This window comes from Citrobacter sp. Cb023 (assembly GCF_030336805.1).
GTDB classification, from domain to species: Bacteria; Pseudomonadota; Gammaproteobacteria; order Enterobacterales; family Enterobacteriaceae; genus Citrobacter; species Citrobacter braakii.
The window spans coordinates 1-14,634 of record NZ_JAOWCV010000035.1 but is presented as its reverse complement, the minus strand read 5'-3'; the positions used below and the strand labels follow the sequence as shown (position 1 = coordinate 14,634).

Here is a 14,634-nt window from a genome sequence, read left to right as displayed (position 1 = left end):
TAACGCATAACGTTAAAGCGCCATAACTACAGCCCCGGATGCCATGACGTCCGGGGCAATAACAGTCGTCGCTGCCGTATTTTGTAAGGGATAAACTATGAGAAATGTCGCGCCTGTTGCCTTACTGCTGGCATTAACGCTCTGTACCCTGCGGGTGAATGCCGAAGATGAACCGCAAATTATTACGCCGGAAGGCCTGGCCACCAGCCAGATGCTGCCCTCGCTGGACGGCGCGGTTGCCGATCTGCCGCTGAGCGCCGCCGCCCCCGGCAGCCTGACGCTCAACGACGCAGTGAGCCGCGCCGTGAGCTGGCATCCTTCTATTCGTGAATCCATCGGCAAACTGCTCTCACAAAATGAGCAGATCGACGTGGCGAAATCAAAATATTACCCGCAGGTTTCTGCCGGGATGAACAACGGTTACAGCAATACTTATACCGATCACGGCTTTAGCCCGGCCCTGGTTATTTCAGTATCGCAAATGCTGTACGACTTCGGCAAAGTGGCAAGCCAGGTCCGCGCTGAAACCGCCGGATCCGCACAACAGCAGGCGAATGTGTTACTCAGTATTGATACCATCGCCCACGCAACCGCCAACGCGATAGTCCAGGTGCAGACGTGGCAGCAAATGGTGGACGCCGCCGAAGAGCAGCTCAGCGCCTTGAACGGTATTGGTCGGCTGACCCGTCAACGCAATGATGAAGGGGCAACCTCGCTATCCGACGTGGTGCAAACCGATGCGCGTATCGAGTCTGCACGTTCTCAGTTGGCGCAGTATCAGGCTAATCTCGACAGCAGCAAGGCAACGCTGATGAGCTTCCTCGGCTGGAACTCGCTTAACGGCATCAGCAACGAATTTCCGGTCAAACTGGACAGCAGTTGTGATGTGGTCAAACCGGACGATAAGCTGGTTCCTGCGGTGCTGGCGGCATGGGCGCAGGCGAATGTGGCCCAGGCAAATCTCGATTACGCCAACGCGCAGATGACGCCCACTATCTCCCTCGAGCCGTCGGTTCAGCACTATCTCAACGACAAATACCCCAGCCATGAGGTGCTCGATAAAACCCAGTACTCCACGTGGGTAAAAGTCGAGATGCCGCTGTATCAGGGGGGCGGACTCACCGCCAGACGCAACGCCGCCAGTCACGCGGTAGAGTCTGCACAGTACTCCATCCAGCGTACCCGACTTGAAGTGCGGCAGAAATTACTGGAATCCCGCAGCCAGGCGATGAGCCTCGCCACTGCCCTGCAGATCCTGCGTCGCCAGCAACGGCTGAGTGAACAAACGCGCGAGCTTTATCAACAGCAGTATCTGGACCTCGGGTCACGCCCACTGCTCGACGTGCTTAACGCCGAGCAGGAGGTATATCAGGCCCGTTTTGCTGAACTCCAGACTCAAAACCAGCTGCGCCAGCTCCAGTTGAACTGCCTCTATAACACCGGCTCGCTTCGCCAGGCGTTCGCCTTAAATAACCGCAGTATTCAATCGGTGGAGATAAAGCTATGAGCGACGTCGATACACATGCGGAAGATGCGATTGGCGAACACGCCCTGAGCCAGTGGGCGCTGGCGATGACGCATATTGCCAGCCACTATCGCGTTGCCTGTTCGCCCGGCGCAATCCAGGCCAACGCCCCGTGGTTTGCGGGAAAAAGCCGAGCTATGGCCCTGTCGCAGCTGGCGCGTCAGGCGGGGCTGTCATTTCATGCGCTGGATACCGCCACGCAGGCATTCGGCCAGTGGCGTCTGCCGGTGGTGGCGGAACTGCGCGACGGCCAACTGATGGTGATAGAACATTTCAACGGTGAAGATGCGTTGGATGTTTTTATCATCGCCGAAGAGGGCCAGCGTAACCGACTCACAGTTGCAGAACTTCTGCCGGAGATCGTGAGCATTACCGCGCTGCGCCCGCTGTCGGCGCTGAAGGACAGTCGGGTAGACCGCTATATTTCGCGCTTCAGGCCCGACTGGATGCGCGAACTGGTGTTACAGGATATCCGCCCTTACCTGCCGGTCATGATTGCCGCCTTTCTGATTAACGTCCTGTCGCTTGCCGGGATTATCTTTTCGATGCAGGTCTATGATCGGGTGATCCCCGCCCAGTCTTATCCAACGCTGTATGTGCTCTCCACCGGCGTTCTGGTGGCGGTGCTGTTTGGCTTTTTGCTGCGCGAAGCGCGTACCCACATAATGGACCTGCTCGGCAAACGCGCTGATATGCGCATTTCCGATCGCGTGTTCAGCCACGCATTGCGGCTGCGCAACAGCGCCGTTCCCCGCTCGACGGGGAGCTTTATTTCTCAACTGCGCGAGCTGGAACAGGTTCGCGAGATGATCACCTCCTCAACCCTGTCGACCCTTGTCGATCTGCCGTTTTTCTTTTTGTTTATCGTGGTGCTGGCCTTTATCGCCCCGCCCTTGGCGTGGATAGCCCCCGTCGCGGCCCTGCTGATGATCCTGCCTGGTTTGCTGTTACAGAAGAAACTGGCGGTACTCGCCAACCAGGCAGCGCATGAATCCACCCTGCGCAACGCGGTGCTGGTCGAGAGCGTTCAGGGGCTGGAAGATATCAAGCTGATGCAGGCGGAAAACCGCTTTTTACAGCAGTGGAACAGCTACATCCGTATTACCGGAGAGTCCGGGCTGCGCACGCGCAAGCTGACTCAGGGGCTGATTGGCTGGGGCATGTCGGTACAAAGCCTGGTCTACGCCGCCATCATTATGTTCGGCGCGCCGATGGTCATTGAAGGCACAATGACCACCGGGGCCGTGGTGGCCGCGTCGATGCTCGGTTCCAGAATGATTGCCCCGATGGCGAACTTGTGTGGCGTGCTGGCCCGCTGGCAGCAGGTCAAGGCGGCGAAGATGGGGTTAGACAGCATCATGCAGCTTCCCACCGAAACGCAGTACGATGAAGACCGGGTGCATCAGGAGATTTTTCACGGCCATTATCTGTTTGAAAACGCGCACTTTCGCTACCACAGCGACGATCAACGCGTTCCGCTGCGCATCTCACGTCTGGAGGTCATGCCCGGCGAACGGGTGGCGATCCTCGGGCGTAACGGCGCCGGGAAATCAACACTGCTACAGGCCATGGCGGGCGGCGTGGAGATTATCCAGGGCGATGTCCGACTCGATAACCTTAGCCTGGCGCAGATCGATATGGCCGATTTACGCCGCAATATCGGTTTTCTCAGTCAGAATGCGCGGCTGTTTTTCGGCACCTTGCGCGAGAACCTGACCCTCGGCGCACCGCATGCCAGTGACGCGCAGATCTTCGAAGCGCTGGAGGTCAGCGGCGCGGCGGCTTTCGTTAAACAACTCGCCAAAGGGCTGGCGCACCCCATTATGGAGGGCGGCAACGGTCTGTCCGGTGGACAACGGCAGTCGATCCTGCTGGCAAGAATGCTGCTGCGATCGCCCAATATCGTGCTGCTCGACGAACCCAGCGCCTCGCTGGATGAACATACCGAACGAGAGTTTATTCAGCGCCTGAACCAGTGGCTGGGCAACCGAACATTGATTGTCGCCACCCATCGCGTACCGGTTCTGGAGCTGGTCGAGCGCGTAGTGGTGTTAAAAGAAGGTCAACTGGTCATGGATGCCCCGAAAGCGCAGGCGCTGAATGCGAGCCGGGCACCAGCCCCTACTCACGGTCGGGAGTGGAAAAATGAAAACCAATCCGCATGACGCTGCCATGGACGACCTCGATATCCGCCGCGAGCACCGTTTCTCCGGGGCCAGCCGCATTATTCTGCTCAGCACGCTGCTATTTGCCGTCCTGGGTTTCTGGGCGTATTTCGGCAAGCTGGATGAAGTCTCGACCGGCAGCGGGAAGGTAATCCCCAGCTCGCGCGAGCAGGTTTTGCAGTCGCTGGATGGCGGCATTCTCGCCGAGCTCACGGTACGCGAAGGAGATAAAGTACAGGCTAATCAGATTGTCGCGCGCCTCGACCCCACTCGCTCTGAGTCCAACGTTGGGGAGAGCGCCGCCCGCTATCGCGCCTCACTGGCTTCCAGCGCAAGGCTCAATGCCGAAGTTAACGATCTGCCGCTCGTGTTTCCCGCTTCACTACGCGCCTGGCCGGATCTCATCGCCTCCGAAACGCGCTTGTATAAAAGCCGCCGCGCGCAGCTCGCTGATTCTATGGCAGAACTGCAGGATGCGCTGGTCTCGGTAAATAAAGAGCTGGCCATAACCCAACGGCTGGAAAAAAGTGGTGCCGCCAGCCACGTTGAAGTGCTGCGTCTGCAACGACAAAAAAGCGATTTAGGATTAAAAATCACCGATCTGCGCTCACAATACTTCGTGCAGGCGCGGGAAGCGCTGTCAAAAGCCAATGCCGAAGTGGATATGCTGGCGGCTATTTTGAAAGGACGCGAGGATTCCGTCACCCGCCTGACCGTGCGCGCGCCGATGCGCGGTATTGTGAAAAACATCCAGGTCACTACCATTGGCGGCGTTATCCCGCCCAATGGCGAGATGATGGAGATTGTACCGCTGGACGATCATCTGCTGATTGAAACCCGCCTGTCTCCGCGCGATATCGCGTTCATCCACCCCGGCCAGCGGGCGCTGGTGAAGATAACCGCTTATGACTACGCGATTTACGGCGGTCTGGAAGGCGTAGTCGAAACTATTTCCCCGGATACTATTCAGGACAAAGTGAAACCGGAAATATTCTACTACCGCGTGTTTATCCGCACCCATCAGGACTTCTTACAGAACAAACTGGGACGCCATTTCTCCATCGTACCGGGAATGATTGCCACAGTGGATATAAAAACAGGTGAAAAAACCATCGTCGACTATTTAATCAAACCGTTTAATCGCGCAAAAGAAGCGCTGCGCGAGCGGTAAATCCTTGAGGATTAGGGGTTGCGGGGGCTGGTCACGCGTGTCACAAGTCTGTTATACTTGCTCTAACACATTGGGGCTGATTCTGGATTCGACGGGATTCGCGAAACCCAAGGTGCATGCCGAGGGGCGGTTGGCCTCGTAAAAAGCCGCAAAAAAATAGTCGCAAACGACGAAAACTACGCTTTAGCAGCTTAATAACCTGCTCTGAGCCCTCTCTCCCTAGCTTCCGCTCTTAAGACGGGGATCAAAGAGAGGTCAAACCCAAAAGAGATCGCGTGGAGGCCCTGCCTGGGGTTGAAGCGTTAAATCTAATCAGGCTAGTCTGGTAGTGGCGTGTCTGTCCGCAGGTGCCAGGCGAATGTAAAGACTGACTAAGCATGTAGTACCGAGGATGTAGGAATTTCGGACGCGGGTTCAACTCCCGCCAGCTCCACCAAATAAAACAAGGGGTTACGTGAAAACGTAGCCCCTTTTTATTTAGTAGTGGCGGCAAAATGGCGACAGACATTTATCCATTAAAGGGACTACCGACGTGAAAAAATCTCTAATTGCCTTATTACTTATTACCAGCGCCAACTCCTATGCAGACAAGATTCCGGTTTCGATTGAGAATGTCATTGCTGGCACAAATGCTCGTGAGCATAGTCTTAAAAATGGTGAACTCACTGTCAGATATGACCGTTCAAAAGTGACGCAGGATATGGCTACCGCCATGTTTGACTGGATATGTAATGACTATTTCATGAATAAATGGAAGCCGGAGACAATAAAAAGGGTCACGCTTCTGAACGTCACACGCGATCAAGGTTACAAAATTGATGCTGGCGGGAATGAGTGTAAGAAAAGTGGCTCTATGACTTTTGAACAAGAGAAAGCCTATAAAGCCAATATCATCGAAAACGCTACTCAGTTCTAACGACACTCCATTTGTAAGCCAAATGGTGATAAAGACTCTTCAAAAATTCATGTGGCCTTGTCCGCCTGCTGCTGGATGAGGAGGAGCGTTATTTACTAGGGCTGGCGTAACGATAAACCGCACTACTGTTTCATGAGTGACAAAGGTGCTACCGCAATTGATATTCTGACACTGGCAGTAACGTTCTTTTGTGCTATCAGTTACCTGAAAGCTGCTCCTAGTGTGCGCTGAGTGTCCACACTTTGGACAATTCATCATCTTGAGTTTCTCCGCTGCCATTAAGTTCTCAATAATGATACACAAAGAATTAATATTGAGAACTCATTTATTCTATTTCTATATCATCAATCTTTACTTCTAGCTCCAGACTGGTAGTAAAACCATTATCCGGGCTGACCGTATGCGTCAACGTTGTAATGGTCCATTCGGCATCGTCGATAGGCTGTTTAAAGCCGCTCACCTTTACTGGCATTTCGGTGTAGAGATCTGCCCGGCCCTCTGCGAGCTGCAGCGAGAATGACGCAACCCCACGCTGCAGGCGCTCCCATTGCATTTTTGCTGCACGCTCAGCATTGCTGCGGTTTGCGTAAGTACGATTAAGAACCAGCACGTTTTCATCCGTTCCCACCAGATAATCACCCTGTTTTGCTTCCGGCTCTTTGGGCGAGGTGGTTTTCTTCCGGCGGCGCTTAACCTTGGTTGTTTCTTTTTTCTTGGGTTCGCGGGTATGCAGCCAACTAGCAATTACACCGGTATAAGCACCACGATCAGCCAGAGTAAAACGATGACCGTCACCGGCTTTACGTTCAATGGTGATAACCGGCAACAGCTTACCGCTCGCCGTTCTTCCCTGCCCCTGCCTGATAAACAGCAGGTTTCCATCCTTAACGGAAGCAATCGCCCCATACTGGCGCGCCAGCTTCATCAGGAAACTGGCATCGCTTTCATTGGTCTGGTCCATGTGATCCAGCGCCTTGTCCGTCAGGTCTTTACCCAACGCCATTTTGAGGTTATGCCGTGCTGCGATTTTCGTTACCACATCGCCAACGGTTGTCTGGTGCCATGACTTTTCGCGCCGGGTATTGAGGGTTTCACGGAAATCAGCGCTACGGGCACGGATAGTCAGACGATCAGGAGCACCGCTGTGCTCAATCTCATCCACCGTAAATGCCCCTTTTGGGAAAAGCGGCTGGCCCTTCCACCCCAGCGCCAGCTGAATAACGGCACCACGTCGCGGCAGAACGATCTGCCCGTCGGCGTCGTCCAGCTCCAGATCAAGCTGGTCAGCCTCAAAACCCCGGTTATCGGTCAGCGTCAGACTCATCAGGCGCGCATCCAGCGCGATGGTCACGTCCTTACCTTCAATAGTGATACTGAAAGCCGGGCTTCTGCTGTTCAGGTCAAAAAGATCAGAGCTAAAATTCACTGCAGCAACCCTCCAACCGTATTTTTAATATTACCTATCGCAGACGTTGCAGAGTCCTGCAGGTTACTGAGCTGATCACTGAGACTGCCGAACATATCAGACAGCGACTCATCAACCCTTTTCAGGGTCAGCGTAAACTCAATACGGCGAGGCATTCCACTTTCAAAAAACTCTGTTTTTGTCTGACTCAGGCTCTCGATCACAAACATGCCGTAAATGGTCCCGCTTCCCTCAATCAGAGGCCATGCTTTGCCCAGCTCGGCCATTTGCTCCAGCGCGAGCAATGACAGCCTGCCCCCAGTGACTTCCGGCAGCAGTACGCCAGATAACGTCAGCGAGTCATTATCCGGGCCAAGAAACTGCGTTGATGGTCGCCGGTTCACCCGACTGTTGGCGGCGTGTCGCCAGCTTCGCTGATACTGCAGTTCCTGATATGGCACTGTACGCAGCATGAAAACATATAACCCCAGCACCATCATCATGATTCATATCCCCCTTGATCACTGAAATTACTGCGCGCTTTCGCTCTGGCTTTGCGCTCGCGCTCATCAAGCTGCCGCGCGACTTCGCGGGCAATATCCTGCGCACTCTGCCCAGGCTGGGCAGTGATATGAATGGGCGCGTTAATCTCATAACGGATCACTGACGGTACACTGGCAGATTTCACAGGTTGACTTTGTTTGTATGCCATTGCTGGTAGGCTGTACGGATGCAAAGGTGCTGCCTCCGCAGGCGCTGCCGCTACGCCCATGACACCTGCAACGACGGAAGCCAGCGCGGCAGTGCGCCGTCTGCTGGTAACATTTGCGGGACCGTTCACAATTTCTGGGCCGTTCTCCCCGACGATGCCAAACTGACCACGCTGGATCGTGCCGCCATTGTCATACATTCCGGCAAACGGAACCGCAGCAGCCGCTGCTCCACCAATCACCTGCACCTGTGCTTTGCCTTGTGTTTTATCATTTCCGGTCATCCAGTCAGGCAGATAATCGGTGACTGAGGAAAGCTTGCTTTTAAGAGTCTCCCATTTGGCATTAATCCCATTGAGAATACTGTCAATAATGGCGCTGCCCATTTCCTGAAACTTCGCAGGAAGCGCGACAGCATCAGCCAGGATCGAATTCCATTTATCACTAATAGATTGTTTGATATTGGCCCACGCCTCAGAAACTCCAGTTTTTATTGCATCCCAATTTTTAGCTATTAATCCCGGCAAGGTATAATTAAAGAACAGTGACTTAATCCCCTCCCATGCGGCGCTGGCCTTTTCTTTAATCCAATCCCATGCCGTACTTGTGGCATTACATACGGCATCCCACATTGCCTTGAATTTTGGTCCAAGCGTGTCCCAGTTCTGCCAGATATAAATAGCACCAGCGGCGATCAGCCCAATGACAGCCAATATAGGATTTGCAAACATCAATCGGCCCAGCCATATAACTGACTTGCCAACAGAAGTGATTGCTTTCCCAATAAGACCAAATGCAGATGAAAATTTTAGCCCCATCACCCCTGCGCTCATTCGTACTACTGCCATCGGCCCTAGTACGGACGCCAGCGCCAGTGAAACAACTCCAGCGGCGGTGGCAACAATGGCAAACCCAGCTGCCAGCTTAAACAGCGCAGAAGTCAATTGTGGGTGTCGCTTAACAAAACCATCCAGACGTGACGCCAGTTCCCCCAACCAGTCAGCCAGCTTCTTTAATGCTGGGGCAACTGTTTCACCGATGCTAGCCATAGCATTGGTAAAGGAACCTGTAGCGGCTTCCCATTTATTACCAAGAGTATTCAAGGAGGCATCAACACGCTCGCGTAGAGAAGCCTGATTTTGTAGCTTTGAAGCCGTTTCACGATACCCTGAGATGCCTTTGGTAATCATAATATTTAGCACCTGCAGCGTTTCCGCATCATCCCCAAAAATACCTTTTAGAGTAGCTAACCTTTTCTCAGTATTAAGCTTTTGGAGTTGAGCTAACTGCGTGTACATTTTCTCCAGCCCGCCAAATTCCCCCTTGCCATCCGTAAAATCGAACCTAACGCCAGTGCCTTTTAGTTCATCATTAGCATCCTTCACTTTTTCCGTATTCATGACGGACTGAAATACTTTTCGGTAGGCATTACCGGCTGACTCTCCAGCCATACCAGCCTGATCAGCCATAACCAATAGAGGAGCAAATGTCTTAGCCGCGTCCAATCCCTTTTTATGAATAATATCCATCGCGCTGCTGATTTTTGAGAAACCCTGCAGCATATTTCCTGAATCTACCCCCGCGTAGAATCCTTTCTGGATCACGTCCATCAGATTCATCATGTCTTTTTCGGAGGTCTGAGTAGCATCTTGTAACTTAGCTGCAAATTCAGCAGCTGCAGTGGGGGCCATCTGTAACTGCACACCAAGATAAGCGGCTGACTCTCCCAAGCCGCCCAGGATGACCTGCGCCGACATACCCTGACGGCGTAGCATAGTCATCATGTTCTGAAAGTCGGCTGTTGTTCCCGGCAGCTTATCGCCCAAAGCAACTGCAAGCCGGTTAATTTTTTCAAATTCAGGAGCTACCTTTCCGCCCGGTCCCATCATTGAACCAGCGAGCTGATTCGCTGCATTTTCTGATTCCGAATAGGCTTTTACTGGAGCCAGCAACGTCATGCCAGTAGTTACCCCAGCCGCCATCGCCCCTGCACCATTACCTGCCAGAGAGTTCCTTAACTCGCGGGTCTTTTCTGCCTTGGATTTGATAGCGTTGAGCTTTCGCTGACGCTCGCCAACTTCACGCAGCCTGCGCTCTTGCTCAGCTAATTGTCGGTTATACCGCTCAGTTTCCCGTGCAATCCGCGCCGTCTCGCGCGCTCCGCCCCCAGCAGATAACCCCAGCCGATAAAGCTCAGCCCTGGCTGCCGCCATCTGGCGAGTTTCCTGTTGCTGTTTTTGTTCAAGACGTGAAACAGCACGCCACTGAGCTTCAAGCGCCTGCGTTTGTTTTTTTGTTGGGGATTCCAAAGATGACATTTCGCGCGTCATCATTTGAGCGCGTAGCCTCGCCTGATCCAGTTCGGCACCAGTACGGCTAACACTCTGAGTTAGCTGGTCGAAGGATTTAAGCTGACCTCCAGCATCACTCAGCTTTTTAATCTGATCGCGGGTTTGTCGAATAGCTGATGCCAGCTCCTTAGAGCCAGCCTGTGCATTTTTAAATGGGCGGGTCAACTTATCCACCGCCCCCAGAACTACCTGCAGTCGCAGGTTATTATCACTCATCGCTGGCCCCGCTTCGCTGAATTGCCTTATGCCGCCACTCCAGCACATCAGTCAGCGGCATAACGTCAGTGATGGACGGCGACCAGTGAAAGATGGTGGCAATGTCTGCCACCAGGTCATCAACCGTCAGGTTGTCGGCAAATCGGCAAGCACCGACTTCGGCAACAAAAAAGTCACCACCTCTACAGCCATTGCTGTCAGATCGGCAGGGTCCAGCTCTGCCATTTCCTGCGCGGTCAGCGTCGGGGTGGAGATACGCGGGATCACAGTCATCATCGCGCCCACGTCCATATCCATAATGGCCTGCAGACGGGTGCCACGCAGTGCGCCTGACTGCGGCTTGCGCAGCACAATCTCGGTAATTTCAGCTTTACCGCGCATGATGGGGGTATCCAGTTTTACGGTCTTTTCAGTCAGTTTGTCGCTCATGTTCGTTTCCTGTTAATGAAATACTGACGCGGCTGCCCGCGCCGTTAAGGTTAATCAGAGGCCGAGGGCATTACGGTGTTCTTCCATCAGGTCCACACCGTCAACGATTTCAACCATGTTGACCAGATCGACCTCATAGAGCACCTCACCGTTAATGGTCAGCTTCGCGTAGCTGTTGGTGCTGCTGACTTTGGTGGTGCTGCTCTCGCCGGTTTTCCACTCGCCGGAATCCACTTCTTTATGACGCCCGCGCACAACCAGCTCAACGGCCTGCACTTCGCCGGTATCGTCACGCTGAATGGAGCCGGTGAAACGCAACTGGATGCCGTCAACCGTGGCTTTGCCCATCTGCTTGAATAACAGCAGTTCGGTGCCGCCGATTGAAAATTCCGTGTCCAGTGCGCCGTCATCCAGCCCCATATCCACGTCCACCGCGCCCGGCATACCGCCGCCGCGATACTTCTCAAATTTGCGGGTGAATTTCGGCAGAGTCAGAGACTCAACGATCCCCTGCCAGTTGTTCCCGTCGTTGAACAGGTTCAGGTGTTTTAACTTGCGTGGTAAAGCCATGGTGTCCCCTTACGCGCTGACCTGGCTGGAGAAATCCAGCAGGTACTGATCGGTGATGCGCTGGCGCAGCATCAGGTTTTCAAGCGGCGGCACCGGCGTGTAGTCGTAGTCGATAGTGAGTTTCCCGGCTTTCAGGGAGTCTTTATTGTTCACCGACTCATCCAGCCAGCAGTCCGCGCCGATGATGTAGCCCTGCGTTTTCAGGCTGCGCAGCTTGGCGCGGATACCTTCGATAATGTCACGGGCCAGCGACGGGTTAAGCACGCCATCCACCGCCCACATGTGCGCTTCTGCGATGGTGTCAGCCAGTACCTGCGCCGTGCGGGTGTAATTCTCAAAGGCAAACAGCGGATCGTCACTGAGGCAGCGGGAACCCCAGAAGCGGAAGCCGTCTTTGCGGATAAGCGTGGTGACGTCATTCTGGTTCAGCAGCCCCGCATCGGTTGCCGGGTCCTGCAGATCCCAGAACACATCAGCGGAAATGCCGGTGACGCCGTTCACTCCCACGTTGGACAGGGTTTTGTGCCAGCCGGTCTGCTCGTCAATTTTGGCTCGCAGTCCGAGCGCACGGGCGGAGGCGTAGGCCGTCGCATCTGCATTCAACACGGTGTCAAAGTTGATGAAGTCAGGCCAGATCAGCATCCCCTCTCGCTGGCTGAAATTGTCACGGTAGGCAATCGCTTCTTCCACCGTTTTGCAGCCGTAGGCGGACAGGTAAGCAAAACCGCGCAAACTCTGCGCCACGCTCAGCAGCTCAGTGGCAACCGCCTGCGTGTCGTGTCCCGGTACGCCGAGAATACGCGGCTTGACGCCCAGTTGTGACTGCGCCGAAAGCAGCGCTTTCATGCCCGTTTTTTTACCGTCAGCAGTCACGCCGCCGATAATGTTGGAGGTGGTTTCCGCTTCGGTTTCGCCCTGCGCCACGCGTACAACGACAGTCACAGGTTTTGCCTGGTCTGCTATCGCATCCAGCGAACGGGCCAGCGTACCTGACTCTCCCGCTTTACCGCTGGCGGTCAGCACATCGGTCAGCAGGACCGGCTTATTGAGGGGAAACATGGACGCATCAGCATCATCGCCGGTGCAGACCATGCCCACGATGGCGGTGCTCACCGTGGTTATGGATCGGGTGCCCTCGTTGACTTCGACAACGCGCACCCCGTGGTGGTAATCCTGAGCCATAAGGCAGTCTCTCCGGTTTACAGGGGGTGTGCCTATGTTCTGGTTGATATGCGTGCGGCGCACGCACCGGGCTATGTGTGGGAAATGGCACAATTGAGATTGATGAAAATGATGGTTAGCAGTGCATTTAAATTCTTTGAAAGGTTGGTCTGGGAGAAGCGGCAAAACGAGGGGTTGGCACTGGGGTAAATCAGATACCAGATATGTCTTCTTTCGTATTCTCTGTATCCGGAGGGGTCAATATTTACCGATTCCCTAACCGAATGTGCATTCAATGGGGGAACAGCAACACGGATGCAAATGGTGGCGCTGTTGTTTCTTTACCCGTAGCAATGTCAGCGTATGTCCCTGTGGTGATTGAAGGATTATCTGGTAGCTGGACAGGTAGCGGTGGGGTGTATGACTTCTTCACGGTATATGGTGCGCAAGTTTCTACAACGTCTTCATTTCTCGCTAAATCATCTTCATATCGTGGCAGTGACGGTAAATTTGTCGCTCAGTCTACTAACTTTAACTGGGTTGTGGTGGGGACTATCTGATGCACACTTTCGTTTATAGCTCAGAACAGAACGCATTCTGGTTCGCTGATAGCACGTCAGCACCTGCTGATGTGGTTTCTGTTGAGAAATCTGTTTTTGAAGAGTTTTGTGTTACGCCTCTGGATGGAAAGCGTCGGGTTGCCGGTGATGATGGCCTCCCGTCATGGGAAGAGATTCCACCACCAACGGCAGAAGAAATTAAAGCCTCGGCAATTGCAGCGGCTGAGCAGCAAAAATCTCAGTTCCTCGCTGAAGCATCAGAAGTTACCAAAGGGTGGCAGATTGACCTGCTGCTTGGCACCATTAGTGATGAAGACAAGGCGAAACTAATTGAGTGGAGAACTTATATCAAGGAACTGGAGGGGGTAGACACCTCCAGTGCGCCAAAGATTAACTGGTCTGAGAAACCGGCGGTGTAGGCCAGACAGGATTTATAGTATCAACCCGCATCAAATCCAGCCTGTAATCCTGCCATTCAATCAAAGCGTCGGCTTCTTCCTCCGTCGCTTTGCCCTTGTCTACGGCGTATTGTCGCCAGGCGATTTCTGAATCCGCCTGAGCGCGCAATTGGGCTTTACGAAACTCATTTTCAGCGATATTTGCAGCTTTCAGTTTGTTTTCATCAGTCACCCAGGCGCTGCCATTCCATTTGTCAAAAGGTGTGGCTGGCGCAAGTGGTGTTGTGTTTTCAGGGTAATCACCAGGGGCTTTCACTTCAATTGGTTGGCCGCTCTCTGTGCTGTAAACCGTTTCGCCGCGATGGTCATCGACTAACTCCCACTTATCGCCGACACGGATTATCGCTTTTCCCGCTTCATCGGCCGGGGGTTCATCAATATATGCACCAGCAGGTAAGCCAGCAGTTGCCGGGATAAACTCATCAATAAAGCCGATATATTCCCCATCAGGTTTTGTCAGATAGCAAACAATCCATCCTGAAGTTTCTGCAAATCCCTGCGCATTAAGCGTGATGTATTCTTTCATTATTGCGCTCTCACGATGTAATTAAATGCCACGCTTTTAACGCGGTTCTCAGCAGCGGTTGGAACTTGAGTCGCAGCATTAATATTTAAGTTTCTGTAGGAAATACTCAGTCCTGTTCCACTCTGCCACGAGGTGATTCCAGTACCGGTGTAGGTAATGACGCCCGTCGCTAAATCTGGGTTTCCTGTATAGACGTTCGCGGCACTGCCAATAATGTTTCGGATCGCATCCCCCTGTTCGCTTAAAAGCGCCCGTCCGGTATCAATACCCCTTCCATCATCCCAGCCACGAATAGTTTGCGCACGTAAGTCGGGCAAGACTCCGGACGGGTACGCAAGGGCAAGCTTAGGGTTTGCAACCTTATCAAATGTTGCACCGTTCATTTTCAGAAAGCCGGTCGGCGGTGTTGCCAGCGGCCAGGGAATTGGAGTCCCAACCGGGAGCATAGAGCCTTCTCCCAGACCAAGGTAT

General features: G+C 53.6%; 16 protein-coding genes, 1 other RNA gene and 1 pseudogene. 8 read left to right on the top strand and 10 right to left on the bottom strand.

All coding sequences use genetic code 11. From position 1 onward, the window contains the following. The first annotated feature begins 97 nt into the window (after positions 1 to 97). The 5 genes from OGW44_RS12455 (at position 98) to OGW44_RS12435 (ending at position 5,777) form a co-directional block, all read left to right on the top strand. Positions 98 to 1,507, top strand: coding sequence for a TolC family outer membrane protein (locus OGW44_RS12455; RefSeq protein WP_046275995.1), 1,410 nt, complete (start codon positions 98 to 100; stop codon positions 1,505 to 1,507). Next, on the top strand, positions 1,504 to 3,690 hold the full coding sequence (locus tag OGW44_RS12450) for a type I secretion system permease/ATPase (protein ID WP_185654523.1): 2,187 nt from the start codon (positions 1,504 to 1,506) through the stop codon (positions 3,688 to 3,690). Before OGW44_RS12455 ends, OGW44_RS12450 begins: the two co-directional genes overlap by 4 nt. A 7-nt stretch (positions 3,691 to 3,697) precedes the next feature. Beyond that, positions 3,698 to 4,861, top strand: a complete 1,164-nt coding sequence (locus tag OGW44_RS12445; RefSeq protein ID WP_109018004.1) for a beta-barrel domain-containing protein — start codon at positions 3,698 to 3,700, stop codon at positions 4,859 to 4,861. Positions 4,862 to 4,933: 72 nt separating this feature from the next. Beyond that, positions 4,934 to 5,297: a transfer-messenger RNA gene (gene ssrA, locus OGW44_RS12440) on the top strand. A 96-nt stretch (positions 5,298 to 5,393) separates the two neighbouring features. After that, entirely contained in the window at positions 5,394 to 5,777 is a 384-nt protein-coding gene (locus OGW44_RS12435; RefSeq protein ID WP_278085775.1) for a hypothetical protein, read from the top strand. Positions 5,778 to 5,816: 39 nt separating this feature from the next. On the opposite strand, the gene OGW44_RS12430 is transcribed toward OGW44_RS12435, so the two are convergent. The 8 genes from OGW44_RS12430 to OGW44_RS12395 all read right to left on the bottom strand — a co-directional run bounded on the left by OGW44_RS12430 (position 5,817) and on the right by OGW44_RS12395 (position 12,640). Beyond that, on the bottom strand, positions 5,817 to 6,035 hold the full coding sequence (locus OGW44_RS12430; RefSeq protein ID WP_045901840.1) for an ogr/Delta-like zinc finger family protein: 219 nt from the start codon (positions 6,033 to 6,035) through the stop codon (positions 5,817 to 5,819). A gap of 67 nt (positions 6,036 to 6,102) precedes the next feature. Continuing rightward, entirely contained in the window at positions 6,103 to 7,203 is a 1,101-nt protein-coding gene (locus OGW44_RS12425) for a phage late control D family protein (protein WP_278085774.1), read from the bottom strand. Beyond that, the gene (locus OGW44_RS12420; protein WP_013098780.1) at positions 7,200 to 7,685 is read right to left on the bottom strand and encodes a phage tail protein; all 486 of its coding nucleotides are present in this window, start codon (positions 7,683 to 7,685) and stop codon (positions 7,200 to 7,202) included. Before OGW44_RS12420 ends, OGW44_RS12425 begins: the two co-directional genes overlap by 4 nt. Beyond that, positions 7,682 to 10,459: a phage tail tape measure protein gene (locus tag OGW44_RS12415; RefSeq protein WP_278085773.1), complete on the bottom strand. Its 2,778-nt coding sequence runs from the start codon at positions 10,457 to 10,459 to the stop codon at positions 7,682 to 7,684. Before OGW44_RS12415 ends, OGW44_RS12420 begins: the two co-directional genes overlap by 4 nt. Further along, positions 10,452 to 10,571, bottom strand: a complete 120-nt coding sequence (locus tag OGW44_RS12410) for a GpE family phage tail protein (RefSeq protein WP_000763315.1) — start codon at positions 10,569 to 10,571, stop codon at positions 10,452 to 10,454. The genes OGW44_RS12415 and OGW44_RS12410 overlap by 8 nt, the downstream gene beginning before the upstream one ends. Positions 10,572 to 10,585: 14 nt before the next feature. After that, positions 10,586 to 10,888: a phage tail assembly protein gene (locus OGW44_RS12405; RefSeq protein WP_001528658.1), complete on the bottom strand. Its 303-nt coding sequence runs from the start codon at positions 10,886 to 10,888 to the stop codon at positions 10,586 to 10,588. Between the two features lie 54 nt (positions 10,889 to 10,942). Further along, positions 10,943 to 11,458, bottom strand: a complete 516-nt coding sequence (locus tag OGW44_RS12400; RefSeq protein WP_024552851.1) for a phage major tail tube protein — start codon at positions 11,456 to 11,458, stop codon at positions 10,943 to 10,945. Between the two features lie 9 nt (positions 11,459 to 11,467). Beyond that, a complete protein-coding gene (locus tag OGW44_RS12395) occupies positions 11,468 to 12,640 on the bottom strand; it encodes a phage tail sheath protein (RefSeq protein ID WP_278085771.1) in 1,173 nt (390 codons plus the stop codon). Between the two features lie 149 nt (positions 12,641 to 12,789). Here OGW44_RS12395 and OGW44_RS12390 point away from each other — a divergent pair. From OGW44_RS12390 to OGW44_RS12380, 3 genes and pseudogenes are all read left to right on the top strand, one after another. Continuing rightward, positions 12,790 to 12,855: pseudogene (locus tag OGW44_RS12390) on the top strand (hypothetical protein); the annotation flags it as partial. Then, positions 12,844 to 13,179 (top strand): hypothetical protein, encoded by a 336-nt coding sequence (locus tag OGW44_RS12385; protein WP_286454126.1) that lies wholly within the window; start codon positions 12,844 to 12,846, stop codon positions 13,177 to 13,179. The pseudogene OGW44_RS12390 and the gene OGW44_RS12385, both read left to right, overlap by 12 nt. Further along, a complete protein-coding gene (locus tag OGW44_RS12380) occupies positions 13,179 to 13,598 on the top strand; it encodes a tail fiber assembly protein (protein WP_268063700.1) in 420 nt (139 codons plus the stop codon). Before OGW44_RS12385 ends, OGW44_RS12380 begins: the two co-directional genes overlap by 1 nt. Here the strand turns inward: OGW44_RS12380 and OGW44_RS12375 are convergent. Both OGW44_RS12375 and OGW44_RS12370 read right to left on the bottom strand, forming a co-directional pair. Next, the gene (locus OGW44_RS12375) at positions 13,570 to 14,163 is read right to left on the bottom strand and encodes a tail fiber assembly protein (protein ID WP_101701457.1); all 594 of its coding nucleotides are present in this window, start codon (positions 14,161 to 14,163) and stop codon (positions 13,570 to 13,572) included. The genes OGW44_RS12380 and OGW44_RS12375 overlap by 29 nt on opposite strands. Next, on the bottom strand, positions 14,163 to 14,634 hold a 472-nt coding region (locus OGW44_RS12370; protein WP_286454125.1), incomplete at its 5' end, for a tail fiber protein. The genes OGW44_RS12375 and OGW44_RS12370, both read right to left, overlap by 1 nt.